Here is an 18,787-nt window from a genome sequence, read left to right on the forward strand (position 1 = left end):
GCCGTCAGATGTTAGAAACAGCGCACGTTATCTGGCAAGAAAAACTGCCTATATGATGTACCATTGGACTGGAACGACCTGTGAATGTTGCAGTTGTTTAGAGGTCAAGCAATTGTAAATAAAGGCCATTTTTGAAGCGGTGCCGAGTTTGGCCCGAAGCACCTTCTAAAAAGTCCGAAAAATCGCTGCTGATTTTTTAAGCAGCCAACAGAGTCGGTTCCCGCTTTTTCGTCGTTGCTGACTGGGATAGCTTGCATGGTATGAGCAGTAACCCTCGATTCATTCACCTCCGCGTTCACACTGAATATTCCTTGCTGGAAGGCGCTGTGCGGTTGAAAAAGCTGCCCGGTCTTTGCGAGAAGGCCGAAATGCCTGCTGTTGCGGTGACCGACACCAACTCGATGTTCTCGGCGCTGGAGTTTTCGGTAGCCGCCAGCGGGGCTGGAATACAGCCGATAATGGGGTGTCAGGTCGATCTGACCTATGTGCAGCCGCAACCCGGTGAGAAGCCGAAAGCGCCTGCGCCTCTGGTGCTGCTGGCGCAGTCCGAGGTTGGGTATGAGAACCTCATGAAGCTGAGCTCATGTCTCTATGTGGATAAGGGCGGGCAGTTGCCGCAAGTCACGTTGGAGGAGCTGGCGGATCGGTCCGAGGGTCTGATCTGCCTGACTGGTGGGCCGGAGGGCCCGGTCGGGATGTTGCTGCAGCAAGCTCAGCGCCCGGCGGCAGAGGCTCTCGTTGACCGGTTGGCGGGGATGTTCCCGGATCGTTTGTATATCGAACTGCAACGCCATCCGGGCGAGGACGGCCAGCCTGAGGCCGAGCGCCTGACCGAGCGCGGTCATGTCGAGATGGCCTATGCCAAGAACCTGCCTCTGGTCGCCACCAATGATGTCTACTTTCCAACCTCGGATATGTATGAGGCCCATGATGCGCTGATCTGTATTGCCGAGGGGGCCTATGTCGATCAGCAAGCCGGTCGCCGCCGCCTGACCGCGCAGCACTATTTCAAGTCGCAGCAGGAAATGGTGACGCTGTTTGCGGACCTGCCCGAGGCCATCGAGAACACGGTCGAGATCGCGCGCCGTTGCGCCTTTATGGCATATCGTCGCGATCCTATTTTGCCCAAGTTTGCCGATGATGAGGTGGCTGAGCTGCGACGCATTGCGAATGAGGGTCTGCAGAAACGTCTGGCCGTGATCCCACGTGCGGTGACGCCGGAGGAATATCAGGAACGCCTGGATTTTGAGCTTGGGATCATCGAAGGCATGGGGTTCCCCGGCTACTTCCTGATCGTTGCTGACTTTATCCAATGGTCCAAGGATCATGACATTCCGGTGGGGCCGGGGCGGGGGTCCGGTGCGGGGTCTCTGGTGGCCTATGCGCTGACGATCACCGACCTTGACCCGTTGCGCTACAGCTTGCTGTTCGAACGCTTTTTGAATCCAGAGCGGGTTTCGATGCCCGACTTCGACATCGACTTTTGCATGGATCGCCGGGAAGAGGTGATCCGCTACGTGCAGCAGAAATATGGGCGCGACAAGGTGGGGCAGATCATCACCTTTGGTGCGTTGTTGTCCAAGGCTGCCGTGCGCGATATCGGGCGCGTGCTGCAGATGCCTTATGGGCAGGTCGACCGGCTGTCCAAGATGATCCCGGTTGAGGGGGTCAAACCTGTTTCCATCGAAAAGGCCCTGAAAGATGAGCCGCGCCTGCGCGAAGAGGCGCGGAATGAAGAGGTGGTCGAGCGGTTGCTCAACTACGGCCAACAGGTTGAAGGGCTGTTGCGGAACGCCTCAACCCACGCGGCGGGGGTTGTGATTGGCGACCGGCCGTTGGACGCACTGGTGCCCCTCTATCAGGATCCGCGCTCCGATATGCCTGCGACCCAGTTCAATATGAAGTGGGTGGAACAGGCCGGGCTGGTGAAGTTCGACTTTCTGGGTCTGAAAACACTGACCGTGATCCAGAACGCGATGGATCTGATCTTCAAATCCGGGCGGCCCTTGCATGTGGCGGCCGACGGGACCGAGCTTTATGAACCGGCTGAAGGAGCCGAGAACCAGATCAACGCCATCCCGTTGGATGATGAGGCGACATACAAGCTCTATTCCGCGGCCAAGACGGTAGCGGTGTTCCAGGTGGAATCCTCGGGCATGATGGATGCGCTCAAGCGGATGAAACCCGACTGTATCGAGGACATTATTGCCCTCGTTGCGCTTTATCGTCCGGGCCCGATGGAGAACATCCCCAAGTTCTGTGAGGTCAAGAACAAGCTAAGTGAGCGCGACCTTCTGCACCCGTCCATTGACCACATTCTGGACGAGACACAGGGCATCATCGTCTATCAGGAACAGGTGATGCAGATCGCGCAGGAAATGGCGGGATACAGCCTCGGCGGTGCGGACCTGCTGCGCCGGGCGATGGGTAAGAAAATCCAAGAGGCGATGGATGCCGAACGGCCCAAGTTCCTCAAGGGTGCCGCCGAAAACGATGTGGACGAAGCCAAGGCAACCGAGGTCTGGAACCTGTTGGACAAGTTCGCCAACTACGGGTTCAACAAATCCCACGCGGCCGCCTATGCGGTGGTCAGTTACCAGACCGGCTGGCTGAAGGCGAACCACCCGGTTGAGTTCATGGCAGGCGTCATGAACTGCGATATCCACCTGACGGACAAGCTGGCTGTCTATTTCGAAGAGGTCCGCAAGGGGTTGGACCTGCCTTACATCCCGCCTTGTGTAAACCGCTCTCAGGCCACATTTGATGTGGACAATGGGCATCTTGTCTATGCGCTGGGCGCGTTGAAAAACGTGGGTGTCGAGGCGATGAGCCTTGTGGTTGATGGTCGGGGCGACAAACCTTTCGTCAACCTGTTCGACTTCGCGCGCCGGGTTGATCTGAAAAAGGTCGGCAAGCGCCCGTTGGAGATGCTGGCACGGGCCGGGGCTTTCGACGAGCTGGACAAGAACCGCCGCAGGGTGTTCGAAAGTCTCGATCCGCTTGTGCAGTATTCGGCGGCGATCCACGAACAGAAGAACTCGAACCAGGTGTCATTGTTTGGTGAGGCAGGGGATGACCTGCCCGAACCGCGCCTGTCGCCGACGCCGGATTGGCTGCCTGCCGAACGCCTGAGCGAAGAGTTCAAAGCCATCGGTTTCTACCTGTCGGGCCATCCGCTGGACGACTACATGCCTGCGCTGAAACGCAAACAGGTGCTGACCTTGGATGAGGTGACGGAAAAGGCGCGCTCTGGCCCACTGATCGCGAAGATGGCCGGGGTTGTTGCCGGCCGGCAGGAACGGAAATCGGCCCGCGGCAATCGCTTTGCCTTTGCGCAGCTTTCGGACCCAACTGGAGCGTATGAGGTCACGCTGTTCTCGGAAACGCTGGAGAAATCGCGCGAATATCTTGAGACGGGCGCACAGGTGGTTCTGACCGCCGAAGCGACAATGGAGGCCGATCAGTTGAAACTGCTGGGTCGCTCGGTTGGCCCGGTGGATTCGGTTGTGGCCGAGGCGGGCGCGACCGGCCTGCGCATCTTCGTCGATCAGCCGCAGGTGCTGCCCACAGTGGCAACCGTGCTGGCGGATGCCGCAAGTGCTGCGAAGGGGGCCGCCAAGGGGCCGATCCAGCTGTGCCTGATGGACCCGGGCTTGCCAGGCGATGTCGAGATGGATTTGGGGCAGGACTTCCCGATCAACCCGCAGATCAAAGGCGCGATCAAGTCGCTGGATGGCGTTCTGTCAGTGGAAGAGGTCTGATCCCGGCTTTATTGCCACAGCGATGTCCCCCGGCTAGGCTGTAACTGCACATTCTGTGACAAATGAAACAGGAGGGTTAGGGTTTGGCACTTTCAGCTATGGGCTCCAAAGCGCTGGTATTGGCGGCGGCGATCTCGCTTTCTGTGGCGACTGCGGCATTTGCAGATGACAAAAAGAAGAAACAGACAATCGAAGGTGCATTGATCGGCGCCGGGGTTGGGGCCCTGATCGGTGACGGCAAGGGCGCGGCAATCGGCGGTGTGGCCGGTGCGATTATCGGACATAACTGGAAGTGATTGCGATGCGGATGAAAACTCTCAAGCCTGTTGTGTTGGCATCACTTTTGATGGCTCCGGTCTTTGCTTTGGCCGACGAAGCCGCTCAGCAGATGGTGCAGGATGCCTTGCCTGTCATGCACTACACCTGTGCCTCAATCGCCGAAGAGGCGGACGGGGATGAGGCCTTTGTTGTCGATGTCGTGGGCAAGATGACTGCCCTGTCGCTCTATAATCGTCAGGTCAATATCGAGGACCACGCGGCGACGGATGAAGACAAAGCGCAACTGCGCGAGGCCTTCATCGCCGCTCTGTCTGAGGGCTGTGCTGCGGATAAAAACGCCCTTCTGGGCGGGGTCGTCGACAATGCGGTGAAATCGTCGCTGGGTTTGTGAACGCAATTATCCTGTCTTGCGTCCCGACGCGGGCAAGTCGTGGCCGAATTTCAGTTGCTTGATCTTAGAGCCGGTAAACCCACGCCAGTGCTTTCGAACCCGCCATCGGACGCGATCACCTGACCCGTGACGTAGCTGGCTTTGTCCGAACAAAGGAAATAGATCACTTGCGCGATCTCATCCTCCGAACCGTATCTGTTCAGTGGGATAGCGTCATGATATGCGGCGATGATTTCGGGCGAGTGGACTGCCATCGCAAGCTTGGTACGGACCGGGCCTGGACACACACAATTGGCGCGTATACCGAATTCTCCTAGTTCGGCGGCTTGTTGCTTGGTCAGGTGGATGACGCCCGCCTTAGACGTTCCGTATGCTATCCGAAGTGTGCTGGCCCTCAGTCCCGAAATCGATGCGATGTTGACGATAGCACCGCGGCTTTTGCGAAGGGCCGGTATAGTCGCCTGGGATACCAGAAACACGCCATCAAGGTTGGTTTCCATAACGCGACGCCACACCTCGAAATCGTGTTCTTCAATTGGTCCGAAATCTGCGACACCCGCGTTGTTCACCACAGCATCAATGCGATTGAACTCGGTGAGAACGGCCTTGACCAGGCTAACAACCTGATTTTGATCTGAAACGTCCGCGACGAACGCAACCGCACCGTCTAGATCCTTTGCGGCAAGAGAAAGCGCCTCAGAGTCGCGATCGATCATCGCAACGTTCCAGCCGTTTTGTAGAAACAGTTTTGTTGTCGCAAGCCCGATGCCACGCGCGGCACCTGTGACAAGAGCAAGTTTGTTGGCCAATGAACGTCTCCTGCCAGTGAACTGATGTTAAAGTATTAGCCTACCAACAAGATTTCGGAAGGTAACCCAGTGATTAGTATTGGATGTGACCAGCAAGAACCGGAAAAGCAGGCAGCAACATCGAAATCTGTCTCAATAATGCGGCGGGCGTTCGTCTCCAAACACGACCCCGCCCGAGCCTTCCTGCGCCCGTTCGGCCTCGCGCTGCAGCAGCATTTCGACGCGGCGGGTCAGGCGGTCGATCTCGGATTGCTGGCGTGTGACGACGGTGTTCAGCTCTTCGACCGTGCGGGTCATATGGGCGATCTGTTCTTCCAGATGCTGCATTGGGGTCTCCTTCAGGGACGGTCATAGCGGGTCAGCAAAGCCAAGACCAGCGAAAGCGCGCCTTGCCCCGATGCGGGCCATGGGATAGACCGCGCGCGGAACATGACCCGTGAAGGACGCCCCCGATGGCCAAGCCCAAGAAACAGCCCCGCCCCAAGGCCGTAACGCCGAAAGGGTTCCGAGACTATTTCGGCGAGGAAGTCACGCAGCGCACCGAGATGCTGCGGACGATTGCGGGCGTCTATCATCGGTATGGGTTCGACGCTTTGGAGAGCAGCGCGGTCGAGACCGTCGAGGCGCTGGGCAAGTTCCTGCCCGACGTGGATCGCCCGAACGAAGGCGTGTTCGCATGGCAGGAATTTGACGAAGGCGGCAACGGAGATTGGATGGCCTTGCGCTATGACCTGACCGCGCCTCTGGCCCGCGTCTATGCGCAGCACCGCAACGACCTGCCGACGCCTTACCGCCGCTACGCGATGGGTCCGGTCTGGCGCAACGAAAAGCCGGGTCCGGGGCGGTATCGTCAATTCTATCAGTGCGATGCGGATACGGTTGGCACCGCCTCGATGGCGGCTGATGCCGAGATTTGTGCGATGCTGTCGGACACACTGGAGACCGTGGGCATTCCGCGCGGCGATTATCTTGTGCGCGTGAACAACCGCAAGGTTCTGAACGGTGTGCTTGAGGCAATGGGGCTGGGCGAAGACGCCGCCGCCCGCGACAACGTTCTGCGCACCATCGACAAGTTTGACAAGGTCGATGAGGCCGGTGTCCGAGAGCTGCTGACCAAGGGCCGTCTGGATGCATCTGGTGCGTTTATCGACGGTGTAGGGCTGAGCGATGATCAGGCCGAGCCGGTGCTTGCCTTCCTGACCTCCAAAGCAGCGGATACCGCCGGAACGCTCGCGAACCTGCGTGCGGCGGTTGGCGACAGCAAGATCGGTGCCGATGGCATTGCTGAACTGGAACAGATCGGTTCGCTGCTGGATGCGGGCGGCTACGGTTCGGACCGGATCGAGATCGACCCGTCGGTAGTACGCGGTCTCGGCTACTACACCGGCCCGGTCTATGAAGCCGAGCTAACTTTTGAGATTTTCGACGAAAAAGGCCGCAAGCGTCAGTTCGGTTCCGTCTCAGGTGGTGGTCGTTACGACGATCTGGTCAAGCGCTTCACCGGGCAGGAGGTGCCTGCAACTGGTGTCTCCATCGGTGTCGATCGCCTGTTGGCCGCTCTGCGCGAGAAGGGGCGTCTCAGCGCGCAGGCAACAGGTCCTGTGGTCGTCACTGTCATGGATCGCGACCGTATGGCTGACTATCAGGCGATGGTGGCTGAGCTGCGGAATGCCGGTATCCGGGCCGAAGTCTACCTGGGCAATCCGAAGAACTTCGGCAATCAGCTGAAATATGCGGACAAACGGAATTCTCCCATCGCGGTGATTGAAGGTGGTGACGAAAAGACGAATGGCATCGTTCAGATCAAAGACCTGATCCTTGGCGCCAAAATCGCCGAAAGTGCCACGCTGGAGGAATGGAAAGAACGCCCCAGCCAGTTCGAAGTGCCGCGCGGTGATCTGATCGCAAAGGTCCGTGAAATTCTGGACAGTCAGGACTGAGCCATGGCCAACCGTTCCCAGATACAGGCCCGCGCCGCGATGATGCGCGTCCGGTTCGAGGCGGCAGGTGCGCAGGTGGTCGATACGCCTCTGCTGCAACCGGCCGAGACACTGCTGGACCTCTACGGCGAAGACATCCGCGGACGTGCTTATGTCACGTCGGACGCCCTGCGGGGAGAGCAGATGCTGCGCCCGGATTTCACTCTGCCGGTGGTGCAGATGCACATGAGCGACGGTGCAGAACCCGCGCGCTATACCTATTCCGGAGAGGTCTTTCGCCGTCAGGAGCATGACCCGGACCGGTCGAATGAATATATCCAGGTGGGCTATGAGGTCTTTGATCGCGACGATCCATCCGGCGCGGACGCCGAGGTGTTCTCGCTGTTTGCGTTGCAGTTGCGGGGTCTGCCTTTGCGGGCGGCGACCGGGGATATCGGAATTCTGACCGCAGCCGTCGAGGGCCTTCGCACGACCGAGCGTCGCAAGACCGCTCTGATGCGGCATCTGTGGCGCCCCCGCCGGTTCCGCATTCTTCTGGATCGGTTTGCAGGTCGCAAACCCGGCCCCGAAGGGCGCGACGAGTTGCTGAATGCCGCAGACCCTTTGGACAACGACATTCCGATGATCGGTAAGCGCCGTGCCTCCGAGATCGAGGCGCGGATCGAAGCTTTACGTGAAGATCGCGACACGCCGCCCATCTCAGACAACGAACTGGCCGGGTTGGAGACGCTTTTGAATGTGCGCGAGACCATGCCATTTGCGCTGGAACAGCTGCGCGATGTGGCGGTCGACCTGCCGCAGATCACGCAAGCGCTTGATCGGCTTGAAGCCCGGATCTCAGCGATGCAGGCGCGGGGTGTGGATGTTGAGCGGTTGGATTTTGAGGCTGCGTATGGCCGGACCTCGATGGAGTACTACGACGGGTTCGTCTTTGGCTTCTACGCCGAAGGCCGCCCTGATCTGCCTCCGATCGCGACTGGCGGGCGCTATGATGCGCTGACCCGGCAGTTGGGCAATGGCGAAGAAATTCCGGCTGTTGGCGGTGTCATCCGCCCCGACCTGATGCTCGAGATCGAGGAGGACGCACAATGAGCCTGAAACTGGGCGTGCCCTCGAAGGGCCGGTTGATGGAGAAGACTTTCTCGTGGTTCGAAAAGCGCGGCATCACTCTGTCGCGCAGTGGATCGGACCGGGAATATGCGGGCAAGGTTGAGGGGATCGATGATGTCTCGTTGATCCTGCTGTCAGCGGGTGAAATCCCGCGTGAGCTGGCCGCGGGTCGTATTCACCTGGGGGTCACGGGTGTTGACCTTGTGCAGGAAAAGCTGCCGCGCTGGGAACAGCAAGTTGAAGAGGTTGCCGCGCTTGGTTTTGGCAAGGCGGATCTGATCATCGCCACGCCTGCTTGTTGGGTGGATGTGGATACGCTGGACGATCTGGATGCAGCCGCCGCTGCGTTCCGCAGAACACATGGTCACCGGCTGCGGATTGCGACCAAGTACCACCGTTTGGTTCGTGAGTTTCTGACCGATGCCGGGGTGGCCGACTATGCTCTGGTTGACAGCCAGGGCGCGACTGAAGGCACCGTGATGAACGAAACGGCCGAGGCCGTTGCCGATATCACCTCGACCGGTGAAACACTGCGGGCCAATCACCTGAAGATCCTCTCGGACGGTCTCATCCTGCAATCGCAAGCGACCCTGTGGCGCAGCCGTGTGGCGAGCTACGATGCTGGCGACAAAGCGGTTCTGTCCGAGCTTTTGGATCGCCTGCGCTGACTACAATATGCCGATTTCGGCCAGAGCGCGGTTCAGATCGTCAGGCAGGGCGTCGTCCTGCTCACGCGATTTTGGAAGATCGGCTGGGGTGTCTTCGGGCTTCAGATAGCGCCATCCCTGAAAGGGGCGCTTAAGAGCGTTCTGGGTGCGATGCAACTCGGGGTCGAGAACAATGGCGCAGCGACGGATGCCGTCCTCACCGCGTACCTCATCAAGGCGCAGGATGCGCTGGCGGCATTGGATCACGCCTTTGATCACCCAATAGATCGAACCTCCGTTCAGGATCTCGGCCTCGCGCTTGGGCCACATCCGCGTCACGTGGCGCGGGCAACCATCTGCATAAAGCGGCTTGCGGCTGTCCTGCCACGCCATCAGCGTGTCAACGCTCTCTGACCCGACCGAAAGTTTGACGAGGTTTATGAATTTATCCACAGTTTACCCACAGAGTCGCCCCAAAGGAATTGGTTAAGAAGGTAGGGTTAACGGGTTATTGCATCAAGTCATAGTAGCGCTAGGTGGCCAATTTGGTCTATCTTGTATGCCTCGCAGCTGAATAGGAATCACCAATGAGCCGCTTTGCCGCCCCCATCGCCGAGCAGATCTGGGACATGAAATACCGCTTTAAACAGGCGGATGGCACGCCTATCGACCAGACGGTCGAAGACAGCTGGCGACGTATTGCGCGCGATTTGGCGCGGGTAGAGGCGGACCCGGAGCATTGGGAACAAAAGTTCTACGCCGCGCTGGAGGATTTCAAATATCTGCCCGCTGGGCGCATCACCGCAGGCGCTGGCACCGCACGGCAGGTGACACTGTTCAACTGCTTCGTCATGGGCACCGTGCCCGATAGCATGGGCGGCATCTTCGATATGCTGAAAGAGGCCGCGCTGACCATGCAGCAGGGTGGGGGGATCGGCTATGATTTCTCAACCATCCGTCCGCGGGGTGCGGATGTGAAAGGGGTGGCAGCGGATGCATCGGGGCCGTTGTCGTTCATGGATGTCTGGGACGCAATGTGCCGCACGATCATGTCCGCAGGCTCGCGCCGGGGGGCGATGATGGCGACGATGCGCTGCGATCATCCCGATATTGAACAGTTCATCACGGCCAAATCCGATCCGGCCCGTCTACGCATGTTCAACATGTCGGTGCTAGTGACTGACCCGTTCATGGAGGCCGTCAAAGCCGACGGCCCGTGGGAGCTGGTGTTCGGTGGCAAGGTCTATCACACCGTTCAGGCGCGGGACCTGTGGAACAAGATCATGCAGGCGACCTTTGACTATGCCGAGCCGGGCGTGATCTTCATCGACCGCATCAATGCGGCCAACAACTTGAGCTATGTCGAGACGATTGCCGCCACCAACCCTTGTGGCGAGCAACCTCTGCCTCCTTATGGCGCGTGCCTGTTAGGCTCGATCAATCTGGCCCGGTTGGTGGCCGAGCCTTTCGATGACGCCGCGCGTCTGGACGAGGACGCTCTGAAAGAGCTGGTCGCCACCGCTGTGCGCATGATGGACAATGTGGTGGACGCGTCAAAATTCCCGCTGCCCGAACAGGAGGCCGAGGCGCAGGCCAAGCGCCGAATCGGGCTGGGTGTGACAGGTCTGGCAGATGCGCTTTTGATGTTGGGCCTGCGCTATGGCTCTGACGAGGCGGCGCGCCAGACCGAGCGCTGGTTGCACGCAATCGCCCGCGCCGCGTATCTGGCCTCGGTGCAATTGGCGAAGGAGAAGGGGGCGTTTCCCTTGTTCGATGCCGAGAAGTTCCTGGCCAGCGGCACGATGCAGCAGATGGATGACGATGTGCGCGATGAAATCCGCAGGCATGGGATCCGCAACGCGCTGCTGACCTCAATCGCGCCCACAGGCACGATCTCTCTCTACGCTGGGAACGTGTCGTCGGGGATCGAGCCGGTTTTTGCTTATGCCTACACGCGTAAGGTGTTGCAGAAGGATGGCTCGCGCACCGAAGAAGAGGTGGTGGACTATGCCGTGCAGATGTGGCGCGACAAGTTTGGCAACAAGGACCTGCCGGAGTTTTTCGTGAATGCGCAGACGCTGTCTCCGTCGGATCACGTGAAAATGCAGGCCGCGGCGCAGAAATGGATCGACAGTTCGATTTCGAAAACAATCAACTGTGCCGAGGACATCAGTTTCGACGCCTTCAAGGATGTCTACATGCAGGCCTGGGATCAGGGCTGCAAAGGCTGTACGACCTATCGCCCCAATGATGTGACGGGCTCGGTCCTGACCGTATCGGAAAGTGCCGATACGGCGCCGGGCGAAAGTGCGGCTGCCCCGCATGAGGTCGATGGCGGCGATGTCGTTTACATGTCCGAGCCGCTGGACCGCCCGCAGTCGCTTGAGGGGTCGACCTACAAGTTGAAGTGGCCCGACAGTGAGCATGCGATCTACCTGACGATCAACGATATTGTCATCGGAGGCCGCCGCCGTCCGTTCGAGGTGTTCATCAACTCGAAGAACATGGAGCATTACGCCTGGACGCTGGCGCTGACCCGCATGATCTCGGCCGTGTTCCGGCGGGGCGGGGATGTGTCCTTCGTGGTCGAAGAGCTCAAGGCTGTCTTCGACCCGCGCGGTGGTGCATGGGTGAAGGGCAAGTATATCCCCTCGATCCTGGCAGCTATTGGCGGGGTGATCGAGCAGCACATGGTCAATATAGGCTTTCTCGAGGGAGAGGGGATGGGGCTAAAGTCCGACCCTCAGGCGCAGGTCGTCAACATGGATGCACCACGGGGCAAAGCATGCCCGTCATGTGGGCAGTATGACATGGTGATGATAGAAGGCTGCATGACGTGCAGAAGCTGCGGTCACTCGAAATGTGGCTGAGGTGACGCGCAGAACCCGTTTGTGTGAACGGCAAGGAAAAACGAACCCATACTCGTCAGTATTGCCGCCCATACGCAAGGTCATTTGCGCCCGCAATCCGAAACTCTTGGGTTTGTAGGGAAAAAAGGCGCCGGGTTTTTTGATCGCCGAGACCTTTTTTGTGAGCTGGGAAGTACACACCGAAATCTCGCGTGGTTTGTACCAACAACAGAACATTGGCCAGCTGCTCGGATCGCATCTGTAGGCATCATTCCCTGACGGACTAGCACGCCAACTTGCAGCAGCTTCTGAACTGTTTCCTCTTGCTTAAGTCTCTTGTTCGACATTCGAGGTCCACCGTTTCTCGAACAGAACGGTGGACCTAGTCAAACGAAGCACTTCATCGCGTCAATTGTTGAAGAACTCTGCCACTGCATCGGTCGACGCCTTCACGGCCTCGGGCTTGTAGTAAAAGTCCACGTGGCTGAATTCATCAAACGCCAGCTCTTTGTGGTCATTGGTCAGTTTCTCGACAAATGCGGTCGAGCAGATCGCTGTGGAGGCATTTGTACCGTAGATGGTCAGCGAGGGTTACACGATTTTGTCCGCATAGGCTTCACAAATTGAGAACAAAGACTGCATGGGCTGATCAGCAATGTGCATGTTGGTATAGTTGGGAACTGCAACCGGCCCCTTAGCACCATCACGGCCGTAATAGTCATAGGTTTCGCCAGCCATGTCTGGGTAGGCGGCCGCTTCCGTGAACTCTTCACGAGACATTTCATCGTTCAAGCCGAACGGTGCAACGTAGTCTGGCTCGCCAGTTTCATATTGCTTCTGCATCGAGGCATTTGCTGCGTCGATTATCTGATTGGCCATTTCGCGGTCGGTCCACTGGAACGCGTCTGAGGCCATCATGCCCGACACCATGGCGATTTTCTTGATACGGTGGTCTGTCACCGCTGCCGATGCAATGGTTTGACCGCCCTGACAGACGCCCAGGCCATAGATTTCTTCGACGAAGGGTAGCGTACCCAGGTACGAAACCGCGTCCCAGGTGTTTTCGATCAGGCGGAAATTGTAGCGCGATTGTTTGAATTCACTGGGCAGCGCGGGGCTATCGCCCATGCCCAGATAGTCGAAGCCGAGATAGATGAAGCCACGTGCCGCCATTTCAGGGCCGTAGGTCGCAGGTATTTGATCCTTGACCTGCGGGAACGGGCTGGCTCCCACGATGGCCTTGTAGGTCTTTGTCTTATCAAACCCTTCGGGCAGGTAGAGATCACCGGCCAAATCCAAGCCAAAAGATTTAAAGGTCACTGCGTTTTTGCCAGCGATGAAAGAATGGGGGGTCATGGTTTGGGTCCTTTCGAGGTCGAGCAGGGTTGCACCTTGCTAAAGTAAATCGTCTTGTTTACTTATGTTGAGGAGGTGAAGTTTGTAAACACACTTTTTTACTTTTTGAGGCTAAATCCGTGAAACGTACTGAAAAGAAAAGAAAAGATATCATCGATGCAGCCATCGATGAGTTTCGGGAGCAAGGATTTCTGGGGGCCAGGACGACCTCAATCGCCCAAAAAGCAAATGTTTCGAGTCGCACGCTCTACAATCATTTCGAAAGCAAAGAGGCCCTCTTCGAAGCTATCTCAGAAATCATGTTGGAGCAGAACCGGAGTATGCAGCCGGTTGCCTATGACCCAAGCCGTGACTTCGTTGAGCAGCTGAAAGACGCTCTTTGGGGGTACATCTCGGTCATAACGGAGGAGACGGCTATCGGCCTAAACCGCATGGTCCTTTCTGAGCTGATCCGCGACCTCGATCGTTCTCGGAAATTCTTCACGGAGACAGAAGCGCACGACTACCCGATGACGCAGTTGATCGGCGAAGCCATGGACGCTGGCGTGATCCGAAAAGCCGATCCGGTCTTCGCGACCAACCAACTCTTGGGGCTCGTCAAAAACTTCTTCTTCTGGCCGGAGTTTTTCCTTGGTGAGAACCCGACCCCCGAGGGCGTAATGGACGATTGCATCGCCATGTTTATGGCGCACTACAAAACGGGCAGTTGAACCGCTGGTGAGACGCTTTGCGCTGGTCGTCACAATGGCGAAAGAACCGAAGCCGAAGGTCACCTACTGAAAAGATCGCTTATGTTCCGACTTATTTTGAACGACTGACTGCTTCCGGCATCGACGGCAGACCTCCGGTACTCAGAAGTTGCCGCATTCTTCAGTCCAGAACGGTCTTTGGAAAGTAGAATGAGACCGTCCAGTTAGGGATATCCACGATCTCACTGATCCGTAGGTCGCCGCAGACCGAGCAGAGCATGTAGGCATCAAGCGCTGACATCCCCGTCGTGGCCGAGATCCAGTCGACCATGCCCGCCACTGCATCGCGGGCGGCTTGCATGAGATCCTCGCCGATGCCTGTCGTCGCCTTGTAGCCGGCGGTATCGAAATGGCGGGTGACGGGACCGTCGGTTTCAAAACGCGGGTAGGGTAGGTTCTCGCCTTTGAGGAGGTCGACTTTGATGGCCACGTCCATAGGGCTTTCGATGGCGGTGCCGCAAATCTCACCATCGCCTTGTGCCGCATGGGTGTCCCCCAAAGACAGCATCCCGCCAGCCACCTCGACCGGGAGGTAAAGCGTTGTCCCTACGCAATTGTCGCGGATGTCCAAGTTGCCCCCAACTCGGCGTGGAGGCACGACGGAATGCAGACCCGGCTCGGCCAGCGCCAGTCCGATTGTGCCAACAAACGGCTTTAGCGGCACCTTCCCACCCGGCCCGAACAGAGCAGGGGTCATCGCGTTGGAATCATAGTTCCAGATATGCAGGGCTGCATCTGGAAACTGGTCGGTGAGCAGGCCAAAACCGGGGATGTTGGCGGTCCAACCCCAGCCCGAAGGCTTGAAATCCAGAAAGGTCACGGCAACGGTATCGCCGAGCTCGGCCCCTTTGATGTGGATCGGCCCTGTGACCGGATTGACCGCGTCGAAAGACAGCTTGCCCAGATCGGCCAGGGTCGAGGAAGCGTTCAACTGCCCGCCCGAACTGTCGATGGTTTCGACCTCGACGGTCTCGCCGGGGTCGACGCTCAGGACGGGTTCGATGGAGTTGTCCCAACCGAAATGGTGGTTGTGTTTGTGAATAGTGTGGTTGCAACCCATGACTTACTCCTGTTTTTTCAGAACCAGGTCTTCGATTTCTTGATCACCCATGATCCCTCCGGGGCGCAGGGCCATAGTCAGTACAATGACTGTTCCCAGAGCAATACCCGACAGGCCCAGCACTTCGGGCAGGTCGATGCCCAGCAGGACCGGGCCGGTTTCCAGCCAACGCACGCATTCCAACCCGAACGAGATCAGAAGCGTGCCCAGAACCGCACCTGTGACCGTTCTCATTCCCCCAAGGATCAGCATGGCGAGTGTCAGAAAGACGTGGTTGAAATAAAAGGGCCGCGCGCTGATCGTGCCAAGGAAATAGGCGTAGGCAATCCCGGCGACCGCAAGCAGTATGGCCGACAGGACCCAGGCAATCAGGCGCAACCGGCGAATGTTTACACCCATTGCGGCGGCACCGACCTCATCATCGGCGCAAGCACGCAGCTGGATGCCCCAGCGGCTTTCGCGAAAAAGGCGCACGATGAACACAACGAATACGGACAAGATTACGATAGACGTCAGTGAGAACACCTGCGGAATGCCGAAAAACGCCTGATTTCCTTTAAAAATGTCGGTGCGGTACAGGAATACCGAGTGCAAGATGACCAGGACGGCAAGGGAAAAGATGGTCACTCCAGACCCTGTAAGGCGCACGACAAACAGTCCGACGATTAGGGCCAGAAAGGCGGTGATCACAATGGCAAGCAGCGCCGAACTGACCGGGTCCAGCGAGAAGGCATTCAACCCCCAAGGCGCATCCGGAAGAGAGATGGATTTGACCGTCACTGGCGTAACGCAGATCGCGGCGACATAGGCGCCGATCCCCATGAATGCACTGTGGCTGAGGTTGGTCAGGCGCGCATTGCCCATGAACACCTGCATGGCCAAAACAACCAATAGGTTCACGTAGGCGCTGTAGACCAGCCGAAGCTGATAGCGAGAGCCGAAATAGGTCACGATCAGCCCAATCGCGATCAATACGGCGGCCAGGATCGCAGCGCCCACCAGCCCGCGTTTCTGACTGGGGTTCAGAATCATATCTTGTCCCCTTTCTCAGTCGGGGGTGACAGGATGCCATCCGGCCTCCAAACCAGAACAAGGGCTATGATTCCAAAGACAAAGGCGTCTTTCATGCCGCCATATTCCTGCGGTAGCAGGACCAGCATGGCGACCTCAATCGCGCCGAGAAGGAAGCCGCCCAGCACGGCTCCGGGTAGGCTGCCGAACCCTCCGACGACACAGGCTACGAAGGCCTTGAGGACCGGGTTGAACCCCAGATGAGGATCGACCGACCCGCGCCGCGCCATGATGAAGATACAGGCCAGCCCGGCCAGTAGGCCCGACACCATGAAAGCCACTGCAAACACTCTGTTGGATTTGACGCCGACCATGCGGACCATCTCAAAATCCAGCGAGGCGGCGCGCATGGCCAGACCCAGTGTTGTGCGTTTTAGAAACAGCATCAGTCCGACGATCACCAGCACCGTCGTCACCGCCTCGAACACCTGAAGTGAAGATACCTGAACGCCCAAAAGCTGCACGGGCCAGTCGAGGAAGTACAACGATGTCACGGCCACGGGGCGTGGTGAGACCGCAAGCAGAAACACGTTTTGCAGAATGATTGAGACACCAAAGGCGGTCAAAAGGCCCGTTGTCGGGTCTGCGTATCGCACGGGTCGGAACGCCACGCGTTCAAGCAACAGGGACATCAGGATCGCTGCGGCGATGGCTCCGCCAATGACGATGAAGGGGTTGTTCAGCGCCAGCGCAGCAAAGGCCACCATCGTATAACCGCCAACTGCGATCACCTCACCATGGGCAAAGTTCACCAGCCCCATGATCGAAAAGACAATCGCCAGACCGAGTGCAATTAGCGCATATTCCGCACCAAAGGCGAGCGCGTTCATCATCTGCTGGGCCACATATTCCATGTCAGGCGATCCCCGTCAGTTCCGCCATAAGCGCGCTGCTTTGGCCCAGTGTTTCCTTGGTGCCCTCAGCCACGATCCGCCCGTTGTTCAGAAGGTAGGCGTAGTCCGACAGGCGCAGCGCCTGCGTTGCGTTCTGTTCGACCAACAGGATCGTCATTCCCCGCGCTTTCAGCTGTTCGATCATCTGGAAAATCTGGCTCACGATCTTGGGGGCCAGACCTAGGCTGGGTTCGTCCAGCAACAGAATCTTGGGTCGGGTCATCAAGGCCCGGGAAATGGCCAGCATCTGCTGCTCACCGCCCGACAAGGTGCCGGCGGGTTGATCTCTGCGTTCGCCAAGGATCGGAAAGGTCTCAAGCCAGTGGGCGATATCGGTGTCCTTGGCCGCTCGGTCAGAACGTGTGGCGCCGCCGAGCACCAGATTTTCCTCGACGCTCAGATTCGAGAATATCCGCCGCCCTTCGGGGGCCACGGACATACCCGCCTGCACTCGAGCCTCCACAGGCAGGGCCGAGATATCGGCACCTTCAAAGGTGATCCGGCCCGAGGACTTGACCACCCCCATCAGCGCCGAGATGGTCGAGGTCTTGCCCGCGCCATTGGGCCCAAGCAAGGACACACAGCGGCCCTTCTCCACGGCGAAAGAGATGCCGTGCACGGCCTCGATCGGACCGTGAGAAACTATCAGGTTTTCAACATTCAGCATGGGATTGGAAACGGGGGCTGGAACCGCCCCCGTCTTTTGGCTCAGTTCCAGTCTTTCGGTGTGTTTTCGGGAATTTCGTTCGAGATCAGAACCCGCTTGCCATCTTTGTAGCCAATCACAGGGATCGTGCGCTGGGCATAGGTTTTCGTATCCTTGAACGAAATGCTGTCGACTGTCAGAACCGGGATCGACTCGGCCGTGCGGATCGTTTCCGCAATCACCGCCGGGTCGCTGCTGCCTGAGGTTTCGACCGCCCAGGCAACGGCCTTGACTGTGTCGGCACCGGTGGCTGGGAACAAGCCGGGCACATCGTGGCCCAAATCCTTGCAGTCCGCCATGAACTTGACCACGGCGCTTTCGTCGTGGCTTGGGGCCAGCGTGGCAAAGAACACCTTGTCGAGAATCGCAGGATCATCAGCCGCGACAGCATCCAGCGATGGATCGTCAAACCCGTCCGAGCCGACCACCCAAGCGTCGATCCCGGCGCTGCGCAGCTGTCGAACCAGCACACCAATATCGGGCATGATCGACGAAATATAAACGGCGTCGATCTCTTCACCCAGTGCTTTCATGTCAGCGATCTGAGGTGACCAGTCCGATGTGCCAAAGCTGAAATTCATCTTCGCCAGCACCTTTCCGCCGCCCTCTTCGATCACTTGTCCGAACCACAGCGGGGTACGCGCGGACCACGACCCGCCTTCGTCTGAGGTCAACAGAACCACATTCTTGACCCCTTCGCTAAGCGCGTGGTTGGCAGCTGCCGTTGCCGTGAACGGATCAGGCGAGACGCCGGTAAAGAAGTTGTCCACGATGCCCGCATGCATCTCGACCTGCGTGGATTGTGGCTGGAAGATGGAAACGCCGTATGGCTGAGCGATCTGCGCCACCGGGATCATCGTGTCCGAGAACGGCGTGGTCCCCAGCATCACAACGCCTTCGTCCAGAAACTTTTGCGCCAACGAGATCGCCGCCTGCGTATCACCTGCGGAATCCTGAACCAGAACTTCGATCTTCTTGCCGCCAGCTCCACCGTCGGCATTAATCATATCGGCCATACAGCGCGCGCCCAGGTATTCGGAATAGATGGCCAGATCACCAGTCATCGGTACGCCCAGTCCGATCTTGATCGTATCTTCGGCGACCGCGGGTAGGGCGAGGCTCATGGCGGTCAGAGTCGTAAGGGTCAACTTCTTCATACTTGTTCT

Annotated in this window: 17 protein-coding genes; 8 read left to right on the top strand and 9 right to left on the bottom strand. The window is 58.3% G+C overall.

The window, feature by feature from the left end; all coding sequences use genetic code 11:
• Positions 1 to 260 precede the first annotated feature (260 nt).
• From dnaE to ACXAH8_RS04350, 3 genes are all read left to right on the top strand, one after another.
• The gene (gene dnaE / locus ACXAH8_RS04340; RefSeq protein WP_475216365.1) at positions 261 to 3,761 is read left to right on the top strand and encodes a DNA polymerase III subunit alpha; all 3,501 of its coding nucleotides are present in this window, start codon (positions 261 to 263) and stop codon (positions 3,759 to 3,761) included.
• Positions 3,762 to 3,844: 83 nt separating this feature from the next.
• Positions 3,845 to 4,057 (top strand): YMGG-like glycine zipper-containing protein, encoded by a 213-nt coding sequence (locus ACXAH8_RS04345; RefSeq protein ID WP_475216367.1) that lies wholly within the window; start codon positions 3,845 to 3,847, stop codon positions 4,055 to 4,057.
• 11 nt (positions 4,058 to 4,068) lie between these two features.
• On the top strand, positions 4,069 to 4,431 hold the full coding sequence (locus tag ACXAH8_RS04350) for a hypothetical protein (RefSeq protein ID WP_475216369.1): 363 nt from the start codon (positions 4,069 to 4,071) through the stop codon (positions 4,429 to 4,431).
• A 50-nt stretch (positions 4,432 to 4,481) separates the two neighbouring features.
• On the opposite strand, the gene ACXAH8_RS04355 is transcribed toward ACXAH8_RS04350, so the two are convergent.
• Together ACXAH8_RS04355 and ACXAH8_RS04360 are read right to left on the bottom strand one after the other, a co-directional pair.
• Positions 4,482 to 5,240, bottom strand: a complete 759-nt coding sequence (locus tag ACXAH8_RS04355; protein ID WP_475216371.1) for an SDR family NAD(P)-dependent oxidoreductase — start codon at positions 5,238 to 5,240, stop codon at positions 4,482 to 4,484.
• Between the two features lie 132 nt (positions 5,241 to 5,372).
• Positions 5,373 to 5,567 (bottom strand): SlyX family protein, encoded by a 195-nt coding sequence (locus ACXAH8_RS04360; protein ID WP_475216373.1) that lies wholly within the window; start codon positions 5,565 to 5,567, stop codon positions 5,373 to 5,375.
• A gap of 125 nt (positions 5,568 to 5,692) precedes the next feature.
• Between ACXAH8_RS04360 and hisS the strand changes: the two genes are divergently transcribed.
• The 3 genes from hisS to hisG are packed head-to-tail and all read left to right on the top strand — an operon-like array spanning position 5,693 to position 8,958.
• Positions 5,693 to 7,180 (top strand): histidine--tRNA ligase, encoded by a 1,488-nt coding sequence (gene hisS / locus ACXAH8_RS04365; RefSeq protein WP_475216374.1) that lies wholly within the window; start codon positions 5,693 to 5,695, stop codon positions 7,178 to 7,180.
• 3 nt (positions 7,181 to 7,183) lie between these two features.
• Positions 7,184 to 8,272, top strand: a complete 1,089-nt coding sequence (locus ACXAH8_RS04370; protein WP_475216375.1) for an ATP phosphoribosyltransferase regulatory subunit — start codon at positions 7,184 to 7,186, stop codon at positions 8,270 to 8,272.
• A complete protein-coding gene (gene hisG / locus ACXAH8_RS04375) occupies positions 8,269 to 8,958 on the top strand; it encodes an ATP phosphoribosyltransferase (protein WP_170374507.1) in 690 nt (229 codons plus the stop codon). Before ACXAH8_RS04370 ends, hisG begins: the two co-directional genes overlap by 4 nt.
• Here hisG and ACXAH8_RS04380 read toward each other — a convergent pair whose 3' ends face one another.
• Positions 8,959 to 9,390: a DUF1489 family protein gene (locus ACXAH8_RS04380; RefSeq protein WP_475216376.1), complete on the bottom strand. Its 432-nt coding sequence runs from the start codon at positions 9,388 to 9,390 to the stop codon at positions 8,959 to 8,961.
• 134 nt (positions 9,391 to 9,524) lie between these two features.
• Between ACXAH8_RS04380 and ACXAH8_RS04385 the strand changes: the two genes are divergently transcribed.
• Positions 9,525 to 11,807 (top strand): adenosylcobalamin-dependent ribonucleoside-diphosphate reductase, encoded by a 2,283-nt coding sequence (locus ACXAH8_RS04385; protein WP_475216378.1) that lies wholly within the window; start codon positions 9,525 to 9,527, stop codon positions 11,805 to 11,807.
• Between the two features lie 570 nt (positions 11,808 to 12,377).
• Here ACXAH8_RS04385 and ACXAH8_RS04390 read toward each other — a convergent pair.
• Positions 12,378 to 13,142 (bottom strand): alpha/beta hydrolase, encoded by a 765-nt coding sequence (locus tag ACXAH8_RS04390; RefSeq protein ID WP_475216380.1) that lies wholly within the window; start codon positions 13,140 to 13,142, stop codon positions 12,378 to 12,380.
• Positions 13,143 to 13,261: 119 nt separating this feature from the next.
• On the opposite strand from ACXAH8_RS04390, the gene ACXAH8_RS04395 reads away from it, so the two are divergent.
• Entirely contained in the window at positions 13,262 to 13,852 is a 591-nt protein-coding gene (locus ACXAH8_RS04395; RefSeq protein ID WP_475216382.1) for a TetR/AcrR family transcriptional regulator, read from the top strand.
• A 160-nt stretch (positions 13,853 to 14,012) separates the two neighbouring features.
• Here the strand turns inward: ACXAH8_RS04395 and ACXAH8_RS04400 are convergent, their stop codons facing one another.
• From ACXAH8_RS04400 to ACXAH8_RS04420, 5 genes are read right to left on the bottom strand one after another with little or no spacing between them, the layout of a single operon-like run.
• Positions 14,013 to 14,951 carry an acetamidase/formamidase family protein gene (locus ACXAH8_RS04400; RefSeq protein WP_475216384.1) on the bottom strand — a complete coding sequence of 313 codons (939 nt, stop codon included), beginning with the start codon at positions 14,949 to 14,951 and terminating at the stop codon, positions 14,013 to 14,015.
• Positions 14,952 to 14,954: 3 nt separating this feature from the next.
• Positions 14,955 to 15,983, bottom strand: coding sequence for a branched-chain amino acid ABC transporter permease (locus ACXAH8_RS04405; protein ID WP_475216386.1), 1,029 nt, complete (start codon positions 15,981 to 15,983; stop codon positions 14,955 to 14,957).
• Positions 15,980 to 16,876, bottom strand: coding sequence for a branched-chain amino acid ABC transporter permease (locus ACXAH8_RS04410; protein WP_170492416.1), 897 nt, complete (start codon positions 16,874 to 16,876; stop codon positions 15,980 to 15,982). Before ACXAH8_RS04410 ends, ACXAH8_RS04405 begins: the two co-directional genes overlap by 4 nt.
• A gap of 1 nt (position 16,877) precedes the next feature.
• The gene (locus ACXAH8_RS04415) at positions 16,878 to 17,582 is read right to left on the bottom strand and encodes an ABC transporter ATP-binding protein (RefSeq protein WP_475216389.1); all 705 of its coding nucleotides are present in this window, start codon (positions 17,580 to 17,582) and stop codon (positions 16,878 to 16,880) included.
• Between the two features lie 41 nt (positions 17,583 to 17,623).
• A complete protein-coding gene (locus ACXAH8_RS04420; RefSeq protein ID WP_170664703.1) occupies positions 17,624 to 18,778 on the bottom strand; it encodes an ABC transporter substrate-binding protein in 1,155 nt (384 codons plus the stop codon).
• Between the last annotated feature and the right edge of the window lie 9 nt (positions 18,779 to 18,787).

It is taken from the genome of Ruegeria sp. ABV3_008, assembly GCF_056161185.1.

Bases quoted from the DNA above. Each gene is read 5' to 3' on its own strand.
- hisG (WP_170374507.1), top strand. From the start codon at position 8,269: ATGAGCCTGAAACTGGGCGTGCCCTCGAAGGGCCGGTTGATGGAGAAG.
- ACXAH8_RS04370 (WP_475216375.1), top strand. From the start codon at position 7,184: ATGGCCAACCGTTCCCAGATACAGGCCCGCGCCGCGATGATGCGCGTC.
- ACXAH8_RS04405 (WP_475216386.1), bottom strand. From the start codon at position 15,983: ATGATTCTGAACCCCAGTCAGAAACGCGGGCTGGTGGGCGCTGCGATC.
- dnaE (WP_475216365.1), top strand. From the start codon at position 261: ATGAGCAGTAACCCTCGATTCATTCACCTCCGCGTTCACACTGAATAT.
- ACXAH8_RS04390 (WP_475216380.1), bottom strand. From the start codon at position 13,142: ATGACCCCCCATTCTTTCATCGCTGGCAAAAACGCAGTGACCTTTAAA.
- ACXAH8_RS04360 (WP_475216373.1), bottom strand. From the start codon at position 5,567: ATGCAGCATCTGGAAGAACAGATCGCCCATATGACCCGCACGGTCGAA.
- ACXAH8_RS04415 (WP_475216389.1), bottom strand. From the start codon at position 17,582: ATGCTGAATGTTGAAAACCTGATAGTTTCTCACGGTCCGATCGAGGCC.
- ACXAH8_RS04350 (WP_475216369.1), top strand. From the start codon at position 4,069: ATGAAAACTCTCAAGCCTGTTGTGTTGGCATCACTTTTGATGGCTCCG.
- ACXAH8_RS04400 (WP_475216384.1), bottom strand. From the start codon at position 14,951: ATGGGTTGCAACCACACTATTCACAAACACAACCACCATTTCGGTTGG.
- hisS (WP_475216374.1), top strand. From the start codon at position 5,693: ATGGCCAAGCCCAAGAAACAGCCCCGCCCCAAGGCCGTAACGCCGAAA.
- ACXAH8_RS04385 (WP_475216378.1), top strand. From the start codon at position 9,525: ATGAGCCGCTTTGCCGCCCCCATCGCCGAGCAGATCTGGGACATGAAA.
- ACXAH8_RS04410 (WP_170492416.1), bottom strand. From the start codon at position 16,876: ATGGAATATGTGGCCCAGCAGATGATGAACGCGCTCGCCTTTGGTGCG.
- ACXAH8_RS04420 (WP_170664703.1), bottom strand. From the start codon at position 18,778: ATGAAGAAGTTGACCCTTACGACTCTGACCGCCATGAGCCTCGCCCTA.